Raw genomic sequence first — 21,185 nt, 5'->3', positions numbered from 1 at the left:
ATTTTTAGTAAGCAAGAAATTGAATTATGGTTTTAGGCTTTCATATAGGAAGAGTTGCTTGGAGCCAACCACACGGTCTCCCGCCGTTAATCCCTTGCTGATATACGCTTTGTCTTCGAACTTTCTGCCGATCTCGACTTCCTGAATCCGAACCTTTTTTGCGGGATCCAGCACAACAACGTAATACTTATCATTATCAAAAATCAGGCAGTCGGCATTTACAACGGGCAGTGTGCTGCCAGATTGGGCGGCGATCTGTACGGTTGCCATCATTCCAGGTTTCAGCTCCAGTCCGGGGTTGTGGATCACCACACGGGCGTTCATCACTTTGCTGTCATTGTCGAGCACACTGTAAACCTTGCTGATAGTCCCTCTAAATTTTTTATCAGGATAAGATAAGATTGAGATATCAACCTCGTCACCTTCTTTAACTTTCGAGATATCAGATTCGTAAATATTGATCATTGCCCATACATCTGAAAGGTCAGCTACAGTAAAGAGATTCTGATTATTATCGGGTCTCACCTGCATACTGTTGTTCACATTCTTTTCGATAACGTAACCATCAATAGGGGAGCGCAAAGCATAACTGCCATTTTTATTTCCACCGTTGAGGGAAAGAATTGCATTGCTTCTTTTGTATTCCGCTTGTTTGATGGTCAGGTCATTCTGAGCCTGTTCAAGTTCCCGGGCTGATGAAAGGCCACTTTTATACATGTCTTCGGCGAGTTTAACACTGCGTTGCGCATTTTTTAAATCCGCGGAAGAGCTGATGGCTTCCTTATCGAAACCAGCCATCTCAGCGCTGCTCATTGTTGCCAGTACCTGGCCCTTGCTTACGCGGTCGCCAAGGTGGACAGGTACATTCTGAACCAATCCACTCACCATCGGGAATATTTTGGCCATCTTGTCTTCATTGGCAGTAATCTTAGCCGAGAAACTCAGGTCGTATCTGTTATTTGCACCTTGGACAGTGTCGATGACCAGTTTTTTGAGCAGTGAATCTGTTACGACGAATTTTTCTTCTTTAGGGGTCTCTTTAGTATGTTCAGTGCAGCTCTGTAGGAGTAGGGCGGTGCCCAAAAGTGCGATGAAACTATAATGTTTAATTGAATGATTCATGGTTGCGTTATTTAAAAATGTTGGATCCGGTAACATAATTTATTTCTTCTTTGGCGTTCATCCGCTCATATTTGAGGTTATTCATCTGAAGCGTACTTGCTTTATAAGAATCATAGAAGTCCAGAAACTCGATCAGACTGATGTTTCTGTTTTTGAAATTCTTGATTACTTCATTGATCAGCTTATCAAAGTCTGAGTTGAAATTCTTATCGAAGCCATTGTACAATGTTTCAGTTCTTTGTGCGGAGGTATAGCTATTGTACACGTCATTTTCCATAATCGCCTCCTGCTGTTGCAATGCCGAACTGCCGGCATCAATGGCGATCTTCGCCTTTTTGATCTCTCCCTGATTCCTGTTAAACAATGGGATCGGAAGCTTAATGCCCAATCCCGTATAATGGTCCGGATAGCTTCCTTTCAGATCGTAGGTTAACGATAGTTCCACATCGGGAACGGCATTTGCTTTCTGAAGTTTCAGGTTATTTTCTGCATAGGTAATACCTGTTCTCGCCAGTTGCAGATCGGCACGGTTTGTACGGGCCGAATCCAGCAGACTGGTATAGGGCTTATTATTAAGCTGGTAGCCTGTATCCTCCGAAGGATCCATGACCAGGCTAAGTTTAGCAGCAGCAGGGATATTGGTTAACAATTTGAGCTGGGTTTGTGTATCTTCCAGGTCGTTCAGTAAACTGCTCTGTTCACCCTGAAGATTATAGAGCAGCGATTTAATGCGAATAATGTCTTTCATCGCCACATTACCCAGTTTAAGTTGCTGTTCTGAAGCGCTCAGGAGTGTTTGCAGTGAAGTGATTTGTTGCTGGTATACTTTTGCAGATTGTTGCGCATAATATGCTTTGTAAAATGTACTGCGCAAGGTGTAGCGTAGTGTACGCAGCAAATCGAAGTATTGATATTCAGCCATTTTTGCTCCGGTTCCGGCAAGCTGGATATTCTTGTTTCTCTTTCCGGCTAAGCGAATAAGCTGGGAAATTGAAGCGTTATATTCTCCGGTGGCCATGCTGGTGCCAAAGAATTTCTTCGTATCCTTATTATACAGGAGATTCTCGTAGCTGATCTCCGGGTTGTCAAACAAACGTGCAGTGATGATGTCTGCTTTGGCTTGATCGGTCTGGTATTTTTGTGCAATCAACTGATAGTTGTTTTTTACAAACCGAACTTCAGCGTCTGGCAAACTTAATTTTAGTGAATCCACCAGTTGGGCGGAAGCTGCTGAGCCAACGCATAGCAGTGCGAGACTCAATATTAGATGCTTTAATTTCATGGTAGGAACCAATTATTTGATTATTGATCAAACCTACTTTGCCCGAATTAAAGAGGAATTAAAGGGAAATTAAAGTGCAATTAAAACTACTCGAAACGTATTTGAAACGTTGTTCCTATGCCTTTTTGTGACTTTATAGTGATGTTGCCATGATACAATCCGATGATTTTATAAGCCATATACAGGCCCATGCCATTGCCTTTATGTGCTTCCTTTACTGATGAAGTGTAAAATGGCTGAAAGATATGCTGCTGTTGGGTTTTTGAGATACCCGGCCCTTGATCGGAGATATCCAGGTGGATGCCATCTGCTCTTAATTCAAGCTTGCAGGTTACAGGTTGATGATCTGAAAACTTGAAGCCATTGGAGATTATATTGTCGATGGCAATCTGCAGCAGCGTAGGATTGGCAGGGATAATCAGTCGGTCTGCATCTTCTGCAAGCTCACCAAACTCTACGAATAATTGATTTTCAGGCAGTTTCTGTTTCCATTGTTCCTGGATCTGCCAAAGTAGTTCGTCGATACGTACGTTTTCCAGGGTGGTGGTGGTGTATTCAAGGTCTGCCTCAGCAAGGCTGAGCAGACTGGCGATGATGTTCTCAAGCTTTTCGGCATCATCAAGTACACCGGTCAATGATTTTTTATAATCTTCAGCCGGGCGCTCTTGCGACAAGGCAATCTCGGCACCGATAACCATCCTGGTGATTGGTGTCCTGAGTTCGTGGGAGGCATTTGCCACGAAAGTTTTTTGCAGCACAAAGGCATGCTCCAGATGTGCAATCAGGTTGTTGAAGTTTGATGCCAATAGTGCAATCTCATCCTGATTTTCGCCTTCCTTAACCCGGAAGTGCAGGTTGTTGGATTTGATCAGTTTTACCTCGGCGATAAATTCGTCCAAGGGCAGTAAAATCCTTTTGGCAATCCAGCGCGCCGTTAACAATAAACAGATTAAGATCACTATAAAAACACCAATCATGATTTTCAATAGCTTCTGAACCCTCGTGATTGTACCTTTATCAATAGCTGAAGCGAGGATGACGAAATCACCCTGATTGTCTTTATAGTAAATACCAACTACCTGCCGGTCTCCGTCCCTGAACTGGATCTTCTTTTTTTCTCTAACTTCATCTATCGTACGTTCCGTCCAGTATTGCTGGTCATCGCCAATAAATGTTGCTGTATTTTTGGCATCGTAAATTCTCAGTACTTCACTATTTAATTTCTCAAAATACTGTGTCCTTACCTTATTGAGTGAATCACTGGAGATCTCGTCGGCCTCCAGATACAGCTTGGCGGTAACCATGGTGCGGTCTGTAAGTCGGGCAAAGAACTCCTGCTCAGTAAATTTTAAAAAGGTAAAATAGACCACTACAAGCACCCCAAGCAGCATCACTGTGCTGATTAGTGTGAAATAGAGTGCAAGCCTGTCTTTGATCTTCACGATTATTTCAAAATATAGCCCATGCCTATTTTCGTGTGAATAAGGCGACGGTCAAATCCCTTTTCAATCTTATTTCTCAGGAAATTGACATATACATCAATCACGTTAGTGCCGGTATCAAAGGTGATATCCCAGGCGGTTTCGGCGATGTATTGTCTGGATAATAGTCTGTTTGGGTTCTTTAAAAACAGCTCCAGCAGGGTAAATTCCTTGGCAGTAAGTTCGATTGTTTTGTCTCCACGGGTAACCACCTTACTATCGCAATCGAGTGTCACATCTTCAAATGTCAAAATGGTATGGGTAGATTCCTGTGGATGGTTCCTGCGCAAAAGCGCTTCGATACGTGCCATAAGTTCTTTGAAATGGAAGGGCTTCACCAGATAATCGTCGGCGCCAGCATTGAGGCCAGTCACTTTATCGTCTATCGTGCCCATGGCAGTTAGCATCAGGACCGGTATGGTGCGCTGGTGTTTACGGATCTCTTTCACAAGCTCAATACCATTCATACCCGGCATCATCACGTCCAGAATAAGCAGGTCGAAAGTTTCTGAACTGAATTTTTCATAGGCGTGGTCACCGTCATAAACGGAAGTAACCTGATAGCCTTGTTCTTCCAGCCCCGTTTTTACCAGTGTTGCTATTTTAACATCATCCTCTGCCAATCCAATTTTTATCATGCTGTTGTATTAATGGTATACACAAATGTAAAATAAATTAAATTAGGTTGCGATGCCTTATCCTGCACAGTGTATCAGGATAAGCACATTCATGTCGCGTATCATGGGAATCCATGTTATTAAATGGTTATATAATTGAAAATTAATATGATTGCAATTTTTTTCTATGTACCTTTGCGCAAATTTTATGAAAAAGATCGTCGATTACAGGAAGTTATTAGGTGTGCAGAAAGACGCCCCATTGAAAGAATTAAAAACTGTTTACAGAAACCTGATGAAGGACTGGCACCCTGATAAATTTCAGGAAAGTGATGAAGCCAAGCTTAATGCAGAACAGAAGAGTAAAGAAATCATTGAGGCTTACCATTTCCTGGTGAGCATCTGTCCTGAAACTTTGGCGCTGTCAATTGATGAGTATAACCAGACTACTGCAACTTGTGGTATCGCTGATTATAGTTGGGCCGGACTAGTGCTTACCGTTAAGTTTCTTGATGGTAGCAGCTACGAATACTTTGAGGTGCCAAGAGCGGTTTATGTAAAATTAGTTAACGCTGATTCTCCGGGTAGATTTGCCAGAAGACACATCTTCAACTCTTTCCCATACAGGAATACAGTGAAACTTGAAACAGCATAATAACAATAGTTAATTTTTTTTTGCTTAAAAGCTATGCAGGCTCGTCCCGCATAGCTTTTAATGCTTTAGTCCAGCGCAGTAATTCGGTCAACATCTGGCCTGCAGCTTTTTGCGACTGCGCATTGGCCTCAAATTGTCCTTCTTCGTTGATGAACTGCGTAAAGAACGGGATATTAACCGCCTCGGCAAGCGGCACTACACTGAGCGTTGCCAGATCTCCCTTCAAACTGTTAGCAGCCCTTGTTCCGGCCGATACGCCGCCATAACTTACAATTCCTGCAGCTTTGTATTTCCACTCCTGACTTAAATACTCCAGTGCATTGCGCAATACCGAAGGATAGCCAAAGTTATATTCAGCTGTTACAAATATAAATGCATCGGCCTCAGTAACCACAACACTCCAGTTTTTTGTGTGCTGCTGACCGTATTGATGCATAGCAGGATGGTTTGGCTCATCCATAAAAGGCAGGTTCCACTCTGCGAGGTCAAGCAACTCCACTTCGAAAGCTCTATGCTGCGTTGCAAAATCCGTAATCCATCGTACCACAGCCGGGCCTTTACGCCCGGGGCGTACAGTAGATGAGATGATCTTAAGTTTATACATATCCTATTTCGTCTTTTCTACAATCTCCTTGGGTTTCTCGTCGTTCTTCTGGATGCTATCTCCACCTGTTTCTACCTCTACCTGACGCATCGTAACTGCATAAGCGCTTGGATGGATAGGTGATCCGTAGTTGATGGCGTAGGCCTTTGTAAACTCAGCACCAAAATATAAAATCAGGGACGAGTAATAGGTCCAGAGCAGGATCACAACCAATGAGCCCGCTGCACCATAGGTGCTGCCTACGTTACTCTTACTGATATAAAACGAGATACCGAATTTACCCAGCATAAACAATATTGCTGTTACCAGGGCACCCAGTGTTACATCGCGCCATTTGATTTCTGCATCCGGAAGCACCTTAAAGATAACACCGAAGATAAAGGTAATCACGCCGAGGGTAATGATCTGGTTAATGATGTAAAATACAATCACAGACACATCACTATAATTTTTCATCAGCCTGTCACTAAACCCATCGATCAGAGAAGTTACCCCGAGCGATACCAGCAAGATAAAACCCAGGCTGATAATCACAGAAAATGAGAGAAACCTATTCTGGATCAACTTCAACCAGCCTCTTTTTGGTTTAGGTTTTAAACCCCAGATCTGATTGATAGAATCCTGAATCTCAGCAAAAACGGTAGTGGATCCAATCAATAAAGTTCCGCCGCCAATTACCAACGCCATGGTGCTTTTACCACTGATTGCCGCTTTGCGGATAATATCCTGTAGTTGTATGGCAGTGTCCTTACCTAAAAAACCTTCCAGCTGACTGTAGATCTCACCCTCAATGGCCTCGCGCTTTAAAAATATACTGCACAGCGAGATAATCAGAATCAGCAACGGCCCCATTGAGAACACGGTATAATAGGCCAGGGAGCCGCTCAGCTTGGTAACCTTATCATCAGAAAAACCAGTGAATGAATCCATCAGTACTTTCCATATTCCCTTAAATGTTATTTTCTTCTTCATGCTATTGATTGCTATTAACTATAAGTTATAAGCAAAATAGTGGCGAATAAGTTTCCGATTTTCCATTTTTGTTAATCTTTCGTCAGTTTCAAACACCAGTTTGAATTATCCAGATTAATACACGTATTTTTGATAACACTGTTAACTTACCTCAGAGATATGGGTGTTTTAGAAAGAAAAATCAGACAAAAAGAAGAACTGCGTACTGCAATTCTCGATGCTGCATGGCAACTCGTTTTAACAGACGGATGGCAGTCACTTTCCATCAGGAAAATCGCTGACGCCATTGAATATAGTATTCCTGTTATCTACAACCACTTTGAAAATAAGGATGCTATTCTGCTCGAATTTACCAGAGAAGGGTTTCTTAAACTCGCAGCGCACTTGATGACCGCTAAGGATGGTGCCAACACGCCGGCAGAACAATTGGAAAGAATTGCTGATGCGTATTGGGATTTTGCTTATGCCAATAAAGAATACTATCAACTTATGTTTGGTTTGGGTATCCCGGCCTGCGAAACGGTAAATCAGATTCCCGAAATGCAGGAGATGACACGGATATTAACGTCAACAATCAAGGCGGCCCTTGCCGCGGGTAATAACCCCGAGGCAGATTACTTCCTTAAATTCCATACCTACTGGTCTATTCTGCATGGACTGGTATCCATACAGATGATAGAAAAAGATGGCAAGCCAGACGATATCAAGAAAATGATCTTGCATGATGCGATGTCGGGCTTTATCAAGTCGCTCATGGGCTAGCCCAACAATTGTTGGGCAAACATTTTTTTTATTGAAATGTTGTTATATTTACACTTATCAGAATTACATATAAGGAAATATGAAACGTATATTCAATACCAACTTCAATCACGGCACGTTAAATTTTGCCTTGCTTGTACTACGGGTAGCCCTGGGTGCATTTATGTTGACGCATGGCATCGGGAAATTTCAGCAGCTGGTAGCGGGAGGGGAAATCAAGTTTGCGGATCCTATAGGTATAGGCGAGCTGCCTTCCTTAATTCTTGCGGTGTTTGCTGAGGTATTCTGTTCTATAGCACTTATAATAGGGTTTGCCACCCGCCTTGCTGTGATTCCATTGATGGTTACTATGTGTATCGCCATATTTATTGTCCACGTACCAGATGGATTCAAAGCGCAGGAACTTCCCGCGCATTATCTGTTAGCTTACTTTTTTATCCTGCTTTCGGGTGCTGGCAAGTTCAGTGTGGATCACCTCATCAGCAAAAAGCTCAATAGAAGATCGAGACTGCGTTAAGACTTTAACTCAAATTCAATCAGCTTACCGATTTCTGCAATGTTGAAATCGGCAAAAGGAGGAGCGAAGTCACCAGTACTCCAGGTTCCTGTACTGCCCAGGAAAAATAAAGTGGAATCTTCCGCCAGACTAATTTCGTAGGCATTTGGCTGGTCTTTCATCGGACTTACCTTATAAACTGTCCCTGCAGCTGTTGTAATTGTGAAGCTTTTCATATCTATAGATGCGTGTTAGCAATATTTTCCTTTTTTTCCGTTATAGAGAGGAAATACATTGTTCGAATGTAGACAAACAAACCAACACCAAACAAATAATTTTAATATACACTTATGAAAAAAATACTCGTTATCTGCATTGCCCTGTTCACTTTGGCGGGCTGCGGAATCAACAAGCAGACGCAACAGATTAAGGCATTGGAAAAATGTACCTATAAAATCTTATCGGCTACTCAAATTACTGTTGCCGGTGCAGATGTACAGCGATTGATCCAGACGCAGGATATTAACCTGGCAAGCTTACCCGGACTGGCATTGGGCCTATTGCGTAAAGATATCCCGCTGCGCGGAAAATTAAATATGCAAATCAGCAATCCCACATCTTCGGATGCTGCGATCAATGAATTCGAATATAAAATCCTGGTCAATAATCAGGAGATTGCTACCGGATTTGTTAACCAGCTCGTAGATGTGCGTGCCGGACAAAGTACCACCGTTCCTGTCGACGTAAACATCAATGTCTATCAGTTTGTATCTAACGGAAAGATCATGAGTGATATCACCAGATTTTTGCAAGGAGGTTCTGGCACAAATGAGCAAAAGGGATTGCTTACCCTTAAAATCAAACCGAGTATAAAAATCGGAAACTCACTGGTTAAGTACCCGGGATTCATTACGATAGACAAAGAAATCAGCAGCAAGATTCTTTTGTAAAAAGAATGATCAAAATAGGATTGTTACTAAAATCCCGGTGCGAACGCACCGGGATTCCTGTTTTTTGAGTAGCTTCGAAAACTAACAATCGAACATGAATTTTAAGGCTTATCTTTCCTGTTTGCTGATCCTGGTTTCAGGCTATTTGCAGGCACAGGTTATTCCACAACTCAACGCTGCAGAAATCAAGCAGGGGCTCGAATCTCTACAGGTAACAGGGAGTGTGCTCTACATGGCAGCACATCCTGATGATGAAAATACAAGGTTACTGGCCTATCTGGCTAAAGAAATGAAAGTCAGAACCGGCTATCTTTCTCTTACACGTGGTGACGGCGGACAAAACCTGATCGGCACTGAGCAGGCAGACTTGCTGGGTGTGATTCGCACGCAGGAGTTGCTTGCAGCAAGGCGTATGGATGGTGCTGAACAGTTCTTTACCCGTGCCAATGATTTTGGGTTTTCTAAAAACCCCGAGGAAAGTTTTAAGGTATGGGGAAAACAAAAGATATTGGGGGATGCCGTATGGGTAATCCGTAATTTTAAGCCTGACGTAATTATCGCCCGCTTCCCGGAAGATTCCCGGGCAGGACATGGTCACCACTCGGCCTCGGCAATCCTGGCTCGTGAGGCATTTACCGCCGCTGCCGATCCAAAGCAATTTCCTGAGCAACTAAAATATACTACGGTTTGGCAGGCTAAACGGGTGGTATGGAATACCTTCAACTTCGGCGGCGCCAATACCACATCACCCGATCAGCTTACGCTTGATGTTGGTGGATACAATGCGCTGTTGGGAAAAAGCTATGGCGAAATTGCCGCAGAAAGTCGGTCGAACCATAAAAGTCAGGGCTTCGGCTCAGCAAAGCAGCGTGGATCAGCACTCGAATATTTTAGCCCCATTGCTGGGGTGCCTGCAAAGAGAGATCTTTTTGAAGGTATAGACTTCTCGCTCAACAGATACCCGCAGCTCGCTAAAGCGCAGCAGATCTTAAAAGCAATCAACCAGAATTATCAGGTGGCAAATCCTTCGCAAAGCATAGCTGCCTTGCTTCAGTTGCGTACGGCAGTAAAAGGCTTGCCGTTTAAACATCAGCAGCTAGACGAATTGATCCTCGCCTGTGCGGGTCTGTTTATTGAAACAACGGTTCCCCGTCAGGCCTATGCTTTGCATGATATGATACCTGTACAGGTTCAGGCGATTTCCAGGACTCCAGCAGGTTTCCCTTTAAAGATCAGTATACAAACAGCGAAAGATGCTGCGCCAAAATTATTGGTGTCCAATCAGCAAACGGTTTTTACGGAACAACTGTCGACAGACAAGATTGGATTAACACAGCCATACTGGCTGGAGAAAAAACATGCTATCGGTAGCTACGAGGTGGACTCCTTGAGTAAACTCGGTCGCCCAGAAAATCCAGCACCATCTATTGGGTCTTTATTGGTTACAATTGGTGATCAGCAGATCAGCGTGCAGCGACCGCTCGTCTATAAATCCACAGATCCTGTGCGGGGAGAACTCTATCAACCGCTTACCATTGCGCCGCCAATTACGGCAACCCTGGCAGAAAAAGCATATGTATTCAATGGCAATACCGAGCGGCAATTGACCGTTACGGTACGCAGTTTTAAAGATAACAGTACAGGTACAGTATCAGCGGAAGCACCGGCAGGATGGACGGTTAGCCCGCAAAGCATTCCTGTTAAGTTCAATAAAACCGGGGAGGAGCAGACGCTCACGTTCCATGTTAAACCAGGGGGCCAGAACGCTTCAGGCACATTCGCATTGTCCGTACAAACAGAAGGAAGTACCTACCACCAAGGATTTCTTCCATTGAGCTATGACCATATTCCCGTTCAGACGCTTTTTCCTTTTGCAGATGCGAAGGTAGAGCGCCTGGATCTTAAAATCGCCGGCAAGCGTATCGGCTACATTGCTGGTGCAGGGGACCTAACAGTGCCTGCGCTGCGCCAGATTGGCTACGAAGTAACGGTACTTACCGAAAGTCAGGTGTTGACGGCCGACTTATCTGGATTTGATGCCATCGTTGCTGGAGTGCGCCTATACAACATAAACGATCATATTGCTGCAATGCAAACCAGGTTAATGGAATACGTCAAAAATGGTGGTACCTATGTGGTGCAGTACAACGTAAACGCGCCGTTAAAAATTGCAGAACTGGGTCCTTATCCTTTCAAGCTAAGTAGAGACCGTGTTACTGAAGAGGATGCAGTGGTAACTTTCCTCGCTCCGGAAAGCCCGCTGCTGAACTTCCCGAATCGCATTACGCAGAAAGATTTTGAGGGCTGGGTGCAGGAACGTGGGATTTATTTCACGACTGCGATGGATGCTAAGTATACACCAATCCTGAGTATGCATGATACCGGCGAACAGGCCAATAACGGTTCGTTGATTGTGGCGGATTATGGAAAAGGTAAATATATTTACACCGGACTGGTATTTTATCGGGAGCTCCCTGCAGGGGTACCAGGTGCTTATCGTTTATTCGTAAACCTACTGTCTGCAGGGGCGGCTAAATAATGGATATGCCAGAAAAGCATCAGGAGCTCCCTCCATTTGTTAAAACCTGGAGACAGTTTTACAGACTGCTGATCTTTTGGCTCGTCCTGCTCATTGTATTGTTTTATCTCTTTACCCAATATTTTGCATGAGCACAACTGACTGGGCAGTATTAATCATCACATTGCTGGCGATTGTAAGCTATGGGGTTTATAAAAGTCGGGGTGCGCAGAACATCGAGGGCTTTCTATTGGGTAACCAAAGTCTGCCCTGGTATAGTGTATGCTTATCTGTTATGGCAACCCAAGCTAGTGCCATCACTTTTTTGTCGGCTCCTGGGCTGGCATACGCTACCGGTATGGGCTTTGTCCAATTCTATTTCGGACTGCCACTGGCAATGATTGTGCTCTGTATCACCTTTGTCCCTATATTTCACAGGCTCAAGGTATATACCGCTTACGAATACCTGGAACAGCGTTTTGACCTGAATACACGGGTGCTCACCGCAATTCTATTCTTGATCCAGCGGGGCCTGTCTACCGGCATTACCATCTATGCACCGGCAATTATTCTTTCTGCGATCTTAAATATCAACACCACCTATACCACACTTTTTATAGGTGGACTGGTAATTTGCTATACAGTTTATGGCGGTACAAAGGCGGTGTCCTATACCCAAATGCTCCAGATGAGCATCATCTTTTGCGGGCTGTTCGCTGCAGGAATTATGGTTGTCCACCTGCTACCCGGAGAAATTGGTTTTTCTAAGGCGATTAATATTGCCGGCAAAATGGGTAGGACAAATGCCATAGATTTTAAGTTCGACTGGAATAATCAGTATACCGTGTGGAGTGGTCTGATCGGTGGCTTCTTTTTGCAGCTCTCTTATTTCGGGACAGACCAGAGTCAGGTTGGCCGTTACTTAACAGGAGCATCTGTTGCCGAGAGCAGGCTGGGGCTGTTGATGAATGGCTTAGTTAAAATCCCAATGCAGTTTCTAATCCTCCTGATTGGGGTGCTTGTATTTACATTTTATCAATACAATAAACCGCCCGTTTTCTTTAACAGTGTAGAACTGAGCAAGCTGGAAAACAGCAAATATAAACCTCAGCTGGATTCCATCAATACTGCATATGAGCAGTCATTTCGTGCCAAGCAGGTGGAGCTGGAAAAGCTGGATGTGGCAGTAGATGCACATGATGAAATTGCTATAGACCGGCAACGTGAGATACTTAAGTCGGCCGATGCACAGTCCAAAGTGCTAAAAAAACGTACGACAGACCTGATGCTGGCGAATGATCCCGGTGCTGATATCAATGATAACAACTATGTTTTTTTGAGCTTTGTGACCAAATACCTCCCTAAAGGACTCATAGGTTTGCTGATTGCGATCATTTTTCTGGCCTCCATGGGATCCACGGCAAGCGCGTTAAATTCTCTTGCTTCGACAAGTGTAATCGATATTTATAAAAGACTGATTAGCAAGCGTGGTAGCGATGAGCATTACTTGAAAATTTCCCGACTAGCAACAATCTTCTGGGGGCTTATTTGTATTGTAATGGCACTTTATGCCAGTCGGATTGGTAACCTGATCGAAGCTGTAAATATCCTCGGTTCTTACATATACGGCACTATTCTGGGCGTCTTTCTGGTCGCATTTTACCTTAAAAAAGTAAATGGGAGATCCGTATTTACAGCGGCTGTACTCACTGAAATTGTGGTCTGTATCTGTGGATGGCAAAAGGTAGTTGCCTATCTGTGGCTTAACGTAATCGGTTGTTTGCTTGTTGTAATTCTGGCCATCGCCATACAGCAATTCAACAGAACCGCAGTTAAAAGCCAGAACTGATCCCTATCTTCGCTGTAATTATGCTGGAAATTGTTTATCAGGATGAACACCTGATTGCTATTAATAAACCCCACGGACTGCTTGTACACCGATCTGCTATGGCGAGTGATGCCAAAGTATTTGCCTTACAGATGCTGCGTGATCAGATCGGCCGGCGCGTCAGCCCTGTGCATCGCCTGGATCGTAAAACCGGAGGACTTTTGTTGTTTGCATTTGAAAAAGATGTGGAAATTTCCATGCATAAACAATTTATGGAAGGCGAGGTGCAAAAGAAATATCAGGCCGTGTTGAGGGGCTATGCGCCGGATGCACTGGATATCGATTATGCACTGACAACAGATGAGGGGGTAGTGCAGGAAGCCTTTACGAGTTTCATTACGCTCAAACGCGCAGAGATTGATATGCCTTTTGGTAAACACGCTACTTCAAGGTACTCGTTAGTAGAGGCCACGCCAACAACAGGGCGGATGCATCAGTTACGTAAACATTTTGCGCATATCTTTTATCCGATCATCGGCGATCGCAAGCATGGCTGTAATAAGCAGAATAAACTTTTTAAAGAGCAATGGGATATGACAACCATGCTGCTCCATGCTTCGGAACTTAATTTTATCCACCCCGTAACCCGTGCACAGATTGAACTCCGTGCGGGTCTGCAGGATGAATTTAAGCGGGTAATGACAATGATGGGATGGTAGTCTGGATAAGCATGCGGATTTTTTGCTCTGCATCGCTAAGCTGCTGCTGAAGCGCTGCTATCGCAGTTGGTGTTTTTAACTGAAGATCTGGTATCAGATTCCGATAATAAGCAATCCCTTGTTGCAGACTTTCTGAGAACTTCTGGAAATGTTTCTCTTTTTTTGCATTCAATATTGCAATATGTGCTGAAATATCTTTTTTAAGGTAATCCAGGTATAGATTTAACTCATTAACAAACAGGTTGGGCCGCTCAACATTTTCTAACAGATCTTCCCGCCCGTAGATGTGGCCGATCATCTGACTTAGCGAATAGCGCCCTGAAAAGTAAGCCAGATTAGGTCCCGGGCAAATACTTACCGCTTTATTTTCTCTAGGCTTAAGGATATCGTTTTTAAGATATGCCGAAGCACATAGGCCTTCACAAAGGCAAACTTTTTCAGTGATACTTTCATAGCGTGCTGCATATTCGGTATCGGCGAGCTCGAGTTCCTTAAGTTGTTCAATCTTGAGGTGTTGGTAAGCCCTGGAAGCAGTACAAATCGGCTGTAAACTGAACTCGGTATTGGTGCATAGGTATTTTTTTTTGCATGGACTACCCGGTCGTCCTTTTTCAATCCGCGCGATGCGCTGACTTTCAGCAGTGCTTTTTCTGAAGTTGTTGAACAACACGCCAAGAGGTGATGAGTTGCTGATAAAGAAGTCGTGCTCATCAGCAGAAATTAACGCCGCCAACGTTTCCTCATCTACATTAGTAGCTTCAGGAACCAATAAAAAAGGGCTTCCCCAGCCTGTAGCGTCAAGCTCATAATGCTTCATCAAGAACTGATGCTCCTCAGCGGTACCAATACCACCCTGGAAACTGATCCGCTGTCCGGGTTTTGGCATGCGGTCCATTCCTTTCTCGTGAAGTGCCACTGTGCAGATGTTCCAGAGTTCATCCAGCAACGCAGTTCTTTTTTCTTTAAATTCTGCCAAAATTGGACCAGTAAGCAGCCCGTCGGTAGCAAAAGCATGCCCCCCGCAGTTTAAACCAGACTCTATCCTGAATTCAGAGATCCAGATTCCTCTTTTCGCCAACATCTTGGCCTGAATATATGCAGATCTGAAATCACTAACCTTCAGGATCACTTTTTTGGTATACATCCCCCCCGCAGCATAAAGCTCCTTACACTGTTCCATATAGGCATATAGCCTGGGGTTTAGCCCGGCTGATATCACTACTGAAGCATTCAGCTTACTCTTTACAAAACCACGCATTGCGGCGATGGCATCGGTAAAGTCGTCACCCAAATAGGTATGGTCATCGCTGTAATTTGCCTTGTCTACTTTCGACATGATGTTCACGTCAATAGCTCCCGCCTGCATGGAATGCTTAAGCTCTGCCTGTAATTTTTTCTTCTGCAAGGGATGGCTTTGGGTCAACATATGCTGATACCATTTCTTCAGCTCTGAGTCTTCGGGAAGTAGCTCGAAATAGGTGGTCAGCTCTGTTCCGGGCACAAAATCCTGCGATTTGAGTATGTCCATCTGACGTTCCAGGATGTCGTGCAGCAGATTCAGGTAGGCCGTAATTCTTCTGGCCCGTGCATCGGGTTCGGCAATGCTGATCGGAACGTAATCCAGTCCCTGTAGCTCTGCATGATATTTTCTCATCCGCTCAGTCAGCTCGTCATCAACGATGGAAACCACCGAAGAAATTCCGAAACGGCCAACTTTTAGCGGGGTGTCTATGGAATAACCTAAACCTAAAACGGGAATGTGGAAAGTGTGGCTCATAAGTATGTTGAATTAACCTGCCGACAAAGGAGCATACATTATTTAAGCTAAAACATGACCAAAGTCACATTGCCAGCATGACGGCCATTAGAATTTTGGCTTCCAAAAAAACTTTATATTTGAAAAAAAGTAAATATGGAAAATGCCAGGCTATTGAATGCGATTATCGAAACCGCCATTGATGGGATCATTACCATCGATCAGCGTGGGATAATCGAATCACTAAACCCGGCGGCACTGAAGCTTTTTGGTTACGACATTGAAGAAGTTGTTGGGCAGAACATCAAGGTTCTAATGCCTGAGCCAGACAAAGGGGCACACGATGGCTACATCCAGCATTATCAGCATACCGGCGAAAAACATATCATCGGCACAGGACGTGAGGTACGTGGCCTGCGTAAAGACGGCTCTACATTCCCTTTCCGCCTGGCAGTGAGTGAGGTTCAGTATGAAGAACGCAAAATTTACACCGGATTTATCCACGATCTCTCCAAAGAAAAAGAAGCGGAAGAACGACTGATGGAATACGCAGCAGAACTGGAAGGTCTGGTAGATGAACGGACAAAGTCGCTCCGTAAAACTGTTGTTGCCCTCAAAGAAGCCAAAGAGGAAGTCAGCATCTCCCTTGAAAAGGAAAAAGAGCTGAATCAGCTCAAAAGCAGGTTTGTTTCCATGGCATCACATGAGTTCAGAACACCACTAAGCTCAGTGCAGCTATCAGCATCACTGATAGAAAAATACGCATTGCCCTTTGATAATAAACATATAGAAAAACATGTAGGCAAGATCAAAAATGCAGTAGGCAACTTAACAAATATCCTGAACGACTTTTTATCGCTGGAGCGACTGGAAGCAGGTAGGGTAGAGCCCACCTTTGCAGCTTTCGACCTTGTTAAGCTCTCTGAGGAAGTTACAGAAGAGATGCAGATGATCGCCAAACAAGATCAAAACATTATTTACCAGCATACGGGACTGGAAAGCATGGTAAACCTGGATCAGAATCTGCTGCGCAATTGCATGATCAACCTGATTGGAAATGCCATCAAATATTCTGGAGAGCATACTTTTATTGAATTTAATACGGAGATTACTGCCGACAGATGCCTGGTTACGATCCGCGACAATGGTATCGGCATTCCTGATGCCGATCAGGTGCAGCTCTTCCAGCCATTTTTCAGGGCACACAATACCGGAAACATCCCGGGAACCGGCCTGGGCCTGAACATCGTGCTGCGCTATGCAACATTGATGAATGGTGAACTCGATTTCGAGAGCAAGATTAACTCAGGGACAACTTTTACGCTATCTTTTAACAAATAACATGAGCAAGACACGCATTTTAATTATAGAAGACAATGATGATATCCGCGAAAGTGTAGTAGAGATACTGGAGCTGGCAGACTATGAAGTTATCGAAGCTGATAATGGAAAGCTCGGTGTAGACCTCGCAATTCATCATCTGCCCGATCTGATTTTGTGCGATATCATGATGCCAGAGCTTGATGGTTATGGTGTATTATACCTCCTTAATAAAAATAAACAGACTGCCGCCACACCATTCATCTTTTTAACCGCTAAAGCGGAGCGTGTGGATATGCGCAAAGGGATGGAAATGGGTGCGGATGACTACCTCACAAAACCTTTTGACGATGTGGAACTGCTCAGTGCCGTAGAAAGTAGGCTAAGCAAGCGAAGCAAGCAGGAAGCCTTTTACAGCAAAAGCCTGGATCAGATGAGTAACCTGATCGGACAAACTTCGGGACTAAAAGAACTCGCAAAAGTCATTACCCAGCGTAAAACCAGGCAAATCAAAAAGAAACAGGTAATCTATTACGAAGGAGATGCTGTAAGTGGCGTTTATCTGGTGCTTAGTGGAAAAGTGAAAACAGTGAAACTTACTGAAGATGGCAGACAGCTGATGACGGGCCTCTATGGGGCCGACGAATATTTTGGTATTGCCGCATTGCTGCTGAACGAACCTTACGCCGAAAGTGGTGAGGCCATGGAAGACTCCACCATCTGTTTGCTGCCCAGAGATCTGATGGACGACCTCTTAAACAGATATCCAGATATCGCCCGTCAGTTTATAAAAATCCTGTCAAATAACCTCATGGAGAAAGAAGAACAGTTGCTGCAATTGGCCTACCATTCCGTGCGCAAGCGACTGGCTGAGGTATTGGTGCGTCTGGTTAAGCAGGAGCCCGAAAACTCATTGCTTGAGCTGAAGGTTTCCAGGGATAACCTGGCGGCACTTGCAGGAATGGCTACAGAGACTGTAAGCAGGATTCTGAGTGACTTCAAAGATGAGCAACTGATTGAGCGTAAAGGGAGTCAGATTGTGATCCTTAACCTGCAGAAGCTGCAGACCCTAAAACAGTAAAAACTGACGAATATCAGTTTTCGGGCTGACTAAAAGCATTCCATAGCAACTGACGCTGCGCTAGTTTTGTAAACTAAAACAGCACGTATGAAAGCAGTAGCTTACAGCATTCAATCTTTTGAAAAGGAACCTCTGGCTTTAGCCAACCACAAAAAACACGAGATTACCCTGATATCTAATTCCTTAACGGAAGAAACTGCGCTCTACGCCACAGGTAAAGAAGCGGTTATCGTATTCAGTGAGGATCTGGTATCTGCAGCAGTAATCAATAAACTGGCAGACCTTGGGGTTAAGTTCCTGGCCACCCGCTCTTCCTCAACTAGTCACATCGATCAGGATGCCGCAGCAACAAGGCACATCAAGATTGCCAATGTTCCTGAAGCGTTACTGGGTTTGCGCAATACTGAAGAACTCGCCATGGCGCTTGCTGAGGAAACGATCCTCAACCTGGATAAGTGGCAGGGGAAAGCCTGTTTAGGTGCTTCTTGTGTATGTGCCAACTCCTGCCGTTCGATGAAGGATCTGTTTAACAAAGATGTTCCGGAGGCAGATCATGAACACTAAAACACTGGCAGAAAAATATACCGTTCCTGCACCAAGATATACCAGCTACCCTACCGTTCCCTATTGGGAAAATGATGCCTTTTCCGCAGCAGCATGGAAGGAAAGTGTAGTCAATAGCTTCATTGCTATGGATAGTACTGAAGGCATCAGTGTATATATACATTTACCTTTTTGTGAAAGTTTATGCACCTACTGTGGCTGTAATACACGCATCACGCGCAACCATGGCGTAGAGGAGCCCTATATGCAGACACTCTGGAAAGAGTGGGAAATGTATCTTGCCCTTTTGCCCAGCCGCCCGCAGATTCGTGAACTCCATCTTGGTGGTGGCACACCGACTTTTTTTAGTCCCGGTAACCTCGCGAAACTCGTAAAGGGTATTTTAGACAGGGCTGATATTCACCCCGCGGCTGAATTCAGCTTTGAGGCCCACCCGGGCAATACTACACATGCCCACCTGGATCAACTGCATGCACTCGGATTTAAGCGTTTAAGTTTCGGTATTCAGGATTTTGATCCCCTGGTGCAGCTTACCATTAACAGGGTTCAAAGCTACGAAGAGGTAGAGCTAGCTACCAATGATGCACGTGCAGCCGGTTATACTTCGATCAATTATGACCTGATCTACGGACTTCCCATGCAAACCATGGCCGGACTTACAGAAACTATTGCAGCTGTGCTTAAATTAAGGCCAGACAGAATTGCATTTTACAGCTATGCGCATGTGCCATGGGTTAAGCCCGGACAACGCAGCTACACAGAAAAAGACCTTCCCGAAGGTGAGTTTAAGCACCAGCTTTACGAGGCTGGCAGAGAGCTGCTCAAAGCAGGCGGGTACCTCGAAATTGGCATGGACCACTTTACCCTGCCCACGGATAGCCTCTTTGAGGCCGAAGCAAAAGGAACTTTACACCGTAACTTTATGGGCTATACCGAGCAGTACAGCCGGCTGATGATCGGCCTGGGCGTAAGTGCCATCAGTGATAGTTGGACCGGGTTTGCTCAAAACGTTAAAAAGGTAGAGGAATATACTGCGCTCGTTAACAGCGGAGAATTGCCGGTTTTCAAAGGACATTTATTAAATGCTGAAGATCTGATTGTAAGACAGCATATCCTGAATATCATGTGTAAAGGTGAAACGAGCTGGACAAGCTATAGCGAATTTAGCGTGCTCGCAGAAGGTATGGAGCGAATGCGCGTGCTGGAAGCGGATGGATTGGTGGTACTGGATGGGAATTCTGTTCGCGTTACCACCGCCGGGAAACGTTTTCTGAGGAACATCTGCATGGCGCTTGATCTCCGTTTATGGCGCAAGGCACCGGCTACGCAACTATTCAGTATCTCAGGTTAATTACCGGCAGTCACTGATCGCATTTGCTTTCGGACTTAGATAGGGGATGTTTAGCTGCATACCCCTTAAAATGAACCAGAAACCCAAACAAACCATCAGATAAGGGATCACCATATTGATCCTGCGGCGCACAATGGCACCCGTAAAGCCCATTCCAACTGTTGCGATCAACATCAGTGGAACTGTGCCTATCCCAAACCAGAACATATAGCTTACTGCGCCTTGTACGGTGGCGGTGTTTAATGCGCCCGCCATTGCCAGGTATACGAACCCGCAAGGTAGCAACCCGTTGATCATCCCGATAATCAGGTGGTTAGCACGGTGCTTAAGTGCGTAGCCAAACAAAGCATGAAAAGGTTTAAGTAAAAATGAAGCTTGTGGGCCGGATACTGAAGAGAATTTAAAGATTCTGGAGGCTGCGGCAATCAGGATCAGCACACCGCTCAATATGCTGAGTGCCTGCTGCAGGCCGGATAACCAGAGCTGCCGGCCAATCAAACCAATTAGTATGCCCAGTATACTGTAAGAGATAATGCGTCCAACCTGGTAACGGAACTTATCGAATAGCAGGTAGCCCCATCCTTTGCGCAAAGAGGGTACGGCAAAGGCCAATGGCCCGCACATACCCACACAATGTACACTGCCCATCAGGCCAATCAGGAAAGCGAGATACTGATCGCTCATTACAACATCACCTCCTGTTCGTAAGTATAAGCCTTCGCACCACTGGTCCAGTCGGCAATTATTTTCCATGATCCTTTTGCTCTGGTTTTTACAGGAATACGGAACTGATGCCTGCCATCTGTTTGCAGCTTCATGTTCACATCCATGCGCTTATCGGCGCTGCGCACCAGTTTAATGGTTCCTGAAGCATCTTGCTTAAATGAAACCAACAGGGTGTCGCCCTGAATCAAGATGACTGGCGCAGCGTGGTCACGCTTCACATTTTCTTTTTTGGTATATACCTCGTTATACCGGATACCTTTTTCGTAATAATCGGTGTCGACTAGCGCATCGCTCTTACTCCGCATCATCATGGTACCTAAAGTGATGATGAATGCCATAAAGCTTAGCATGGCTATAGTTAGTTTTGTTCCCCAGTTCATC

21 protein-coding genes are annotated in these 21,185 nt (G+C 44.7%); 11 read left to right on the top strand and 10 right to left on the bottom strand.

The genetic code is table 11. From position 1 onward, the window contains the following. Positions 1–24 precede the first annotated feature (24 nt). The 4 genes from CLV32_RS05445 to CLV32_RS05430 all read right to left on the bottom strand — a co-directional run bounded on the left by CLV32_RS05445 (position 25) and on the right by CLV32_RS05430 (position 4,523). Entirely contained in the window at positions 25–1,122 is a 1,098-nt protein-coding gene (locus CLV32_RS05445) for an efflux RND transporter periplasmic adaptor subunit (protein WP_133553171.1), read from the bottom strand. A 7-nt stretch (positions 1,123–1,129) separates the two neighbouring features. Next, positions 1,130–2,404 carry a TolC family protein gene (locus tag CLV32_RS05440; RefSeq protein WP_166641888.1) on the bottom strand — a complete coding sequence of 425 codons (1,275 nt, stop codon included), beginning with the start codon at positions 2,402–2,404 and terminating at the stop codon, positions 1,130–1,132. A gap of 86 nt (positions 2,405–2,490) precedes the next feature. Then, on the bottom strand, positions 2,491–3,846 hold the full coding sequence (locus CLV32_RS05435) for a sensor histidine kinase (protein WP_133553167.1): 1,356 nt from the start codon (positions 3,844–3,846) through the stop codon (positions 2,491–2,493). A gap of 2 nt (positions 3,847–3,848) precedes the next feature. Continuing rightward, complete coding sequence (locus CLV32_RS05430; protein WP_133553164.1) at positions 3,849–4,523, bottom strand: response regulator transcription factor; 675 nt, start codon at positions 4,521–4,523, stop codon at positions 3,849–3,851. A 187-nt stretch (positions 4,524–4,710) separates the two neighbouring features. On the opposite strand from CLV32_RS05430, the gene CLV32_RS05425 reads away from it, so the two are divergent. After that, positions 4,711–5,157: a KTSC domain-containing protein gene (locus CLV32_RS05425; protein ID WP_133553162.1), complete on the top strand. Its 447-nt coding sequence runs from the start codon at positions 4,711–4,713 to the stop codon at positions 5,155–5,157. Positions 5,158–5,188: 31 nt separating this feature from the next. On the opposite strand, the gene CLV32_RS05420 is transcribed toward CLV32_RS05425, so the two are convergent. Both CLV32_RS05420 and CLV32_RS05415 read right to left on the bottom strand, forming a co-directional pair. Next, positions 5,189–5,761, bottom strand: a complete 573-nt coding sequence (locus CLV32_RS05420; protein ID WP_133553160.1) for an NADPH-dependent FMN reductase — start codon at positions 5,759–5,761, stop codon at positions 5,189–5,191. A gap of 3 nt (positions 5,762–5,764) precedes the next feature. Beyond that, entirely contained in the window at positions 5,765–6,733 is a 969-nt protein-coding gene (locus CLV32_RS05415; RefSeq protein ID WP_133553158.1) for a YihY/virulence factor BrkB family protein, read from the bottom strand. A gap of 159 nt (positions 6,734–6,892) precedes the next feature. Here CLV32_RS05415 and CLV32_RS05410 point away from each other — a divergent pair, with 159 nt between their 5' ends. Together CLV32_RS05410 and CLV32_RS05405 are read left to right on the top strand one after the other, a co-directional pair. Continuing rightward, positions 6,893–7,495 carry a TetR/AcrR family transcriptional regulator gene (locus tag CLV32_RS05410; protein WP_133553156.1) on the top strand — a complete coding sequence of 201 codons (603 nt, stop codon included), beginning with the start codon at positions 6,893–6,895 and terminating at the stop codon, positions 7,493–7,495. Between the two features lie 79 nt (positions 7,496–7,574). Further along, positions 7,575–8,012, top strand: coding sequence for a DoxX family protein (locus tag CLV32_RS05405; RefSeq protein WP_133553155.1), 438 nt, complete (start codon positions 7,575–7,577; stop codon positions 8,010–8,012). Here CLV32_RS05405 and CLV32_RS05400 read toward each other — a convergent pair. Continuing rightward, positions 8,009–8,227 carry a hypothetical protein gene (locus tag CLV32_RS05400; RefSeq protein WP_133553153.1) on the bottom strand — a complete coding sequence of 73 codons (219 nt, stop codon included), beginning with the start codon at positions 8,225–8,227 and terminating at the stop codon, positions 8,009–8,011. The genes CLV32_RS05405 and CLV32_RS05400 overlap by 4 nt on opposite strands. A 114-nt stretch (positions 8,228–8,341) precedes the next feature. On the opposite strand from CLV32_RS05400, the gene CLV32_RS05395 reads away from it, so the two are divergent. From CLV32_RS05395 to CLV32_RS05380, 4 genes are all read left to right on the top strand, one after another. Continuing rightward, complete coding sequence (locus tag CLV32_RS05395; protein WP_133553151.1) at positions 8,342–8,941, top strand: NDR1/HIN1-like protein; 600 nt, start codon at positions 8,342–8,344, stop codon at positions 8,939–8,941. A gap of 94 nt (positions 8,942–9,035) precedes the next feature. After that, positions 9,036–11,480: a PIG-L family deacetylase gene (locus CLV32_RS05390; protein ID WP_133553149.1), complete on the top strand. Its 2,445-nt coding sequence runs from the start codon at positions 9,036–9,038 to the stop codon at positions 11,478–11,480. Between the two features lie 127 nt (positions 11,481–11,607). Further along, positions 11,608–13,308: a sodium:solute symporter gene (locus CLV32_RS05385; protein WP_133553147.1), complete on the top strand. Its 1,701-nt coding sequence runs from the start codon at positions 11,608–11,610 to the stop codon at positions 13,306–13,308. Positions 13,309–13,328: 20 nt separating this feature from the next. Continuing rightward, on the top strand, positions 13,329–14,006 hold the full coding sequence (locus tag CLV32_RS05380) for a pseudouridine synthase (protein ID WP_133553145.1): 678 nt from the start codon (positions 13,329–13,331) through the stop codon (positions 14,004–14,006). On the opposite strand, the gene CLV32_RS05375 is transcribed toward CLV32_RS05380, so the two are convergent. Further along, positions 13,975–15,783, bottom strand: coding sequence for a hypothetical protein (locus CLV32_RS05375; protein ID WP_133553144.1), 1,809 nt, complete (start codon positions 15,781–15,783; stop codon positions 13,975–13,977). The genes CLV32_RS05380 and CLV32_RS05375 overlap by 32 nt on opposite strands. A gap of 135 nt (positions 15,784–15,918) precedes the next feature. On the opposite strand from CLV32_RS05375, the gene CLV32_RS05370 reads away from it, so the two are divergent. The 4 genes from CLV32_RS05370 (at position 15,919) to hemN (ending at position 20,078) form a co-directional block, all read left to right on the top strand. Then, entirely contained in the window at positions 15,919–17,103 is a 1,185-nt protein-coding gene (locus tag CLV32_RS05370) for a PAS domain-containing sensor histidine kinase (RefSeq protein WP_133553142.1), read from the top strand. A gap of 1 nt (position 17,104) precedes the next feature. Continuing rightward, positions 17,105–18,163 carry a response regulator gene (locus tag CLV32_RS05365; RefSeq protein WP_133553139.1) on the top strand — a complete coding sequence of 353 codons (1,059 nt, stop codon included), beginning with the start codon at positions 17,105–17,107 and terminating at the stop codon, positions 18,161–18,163. 87 nt (positions 18,164–18,250) lie between these two features. Beyond that, on the top strand, positions 18,251–18,727 hold the full coding sequence (locus tag CLV32_RS05360; RefSeq protein ID WP_133553137.1) for a Rossmann-fold NAD(P)-binding domain-containing protein: 477 nt from the start codon (positions 18,251–18,253) through the stop codon (positions 18,725–18,727). Beyond that, complete coding sequence (hemN, locus tag CLV32_RS05355; protein ID WP_133553135.1) at positions 18,717–20,078, top strand: oxygen-independent coproporphyrinogen III oxidase; 1,362 nt, start codon at positions 18,717–18,719, stop codon at positions 20,076–20,078. The genes CLV32_RS05360 and hemN overlap by 11 nt, the downstream gene beginning before the upstream one ends. Here hemN and CLV32_RS05350 read toward each other — a convergent pair whose 3' ends face one another. Together CLV32_RS05350 and CLV32_RS05345 are read right to left on the bottom strand one after the other, a co-directional pair. Next, positions 20,079–20,831 (bottom strand): sulfite exporter TauE/SafE family protein, encoded by a 753-nt coding sequence (locus CLV32_RS05350; RefSeq protein ID WP_243732239.1) that lies wholly within the window; start codon positions 20,829–20,831, stop codon positions 20,079–20,081. Beyond that, a complete protein-coding gene (locus tag CLV32_RS05345; RefSeq protein WP_133553133.1) occupies positions 20,762–21,184 on the bottom strand; it encodes a FixH family protein in 423 nt (140 codons plus the stop codon). Before CLV32_RS05345 ends, CLV32_RS05350 begins: the two co-directional genes overlap by 70 nt. Between the last annotated feature and the right edge of the window lies 1 nt (position 21,185).

This window comes from Pedobacter duraquae (genome assembly GCF_004362245.1).
Lineage (GTDB): Bacteria > Bacteroidota > Bacteroidia > Sphingobacteriales > Sphingobacteriaceae > Pedobacter > Pedobacter duraquae.
Note: the sequence above shows the minus strand (reverse complement) of the source record. Positions and strands in the feature narration are given on the sequence as shown.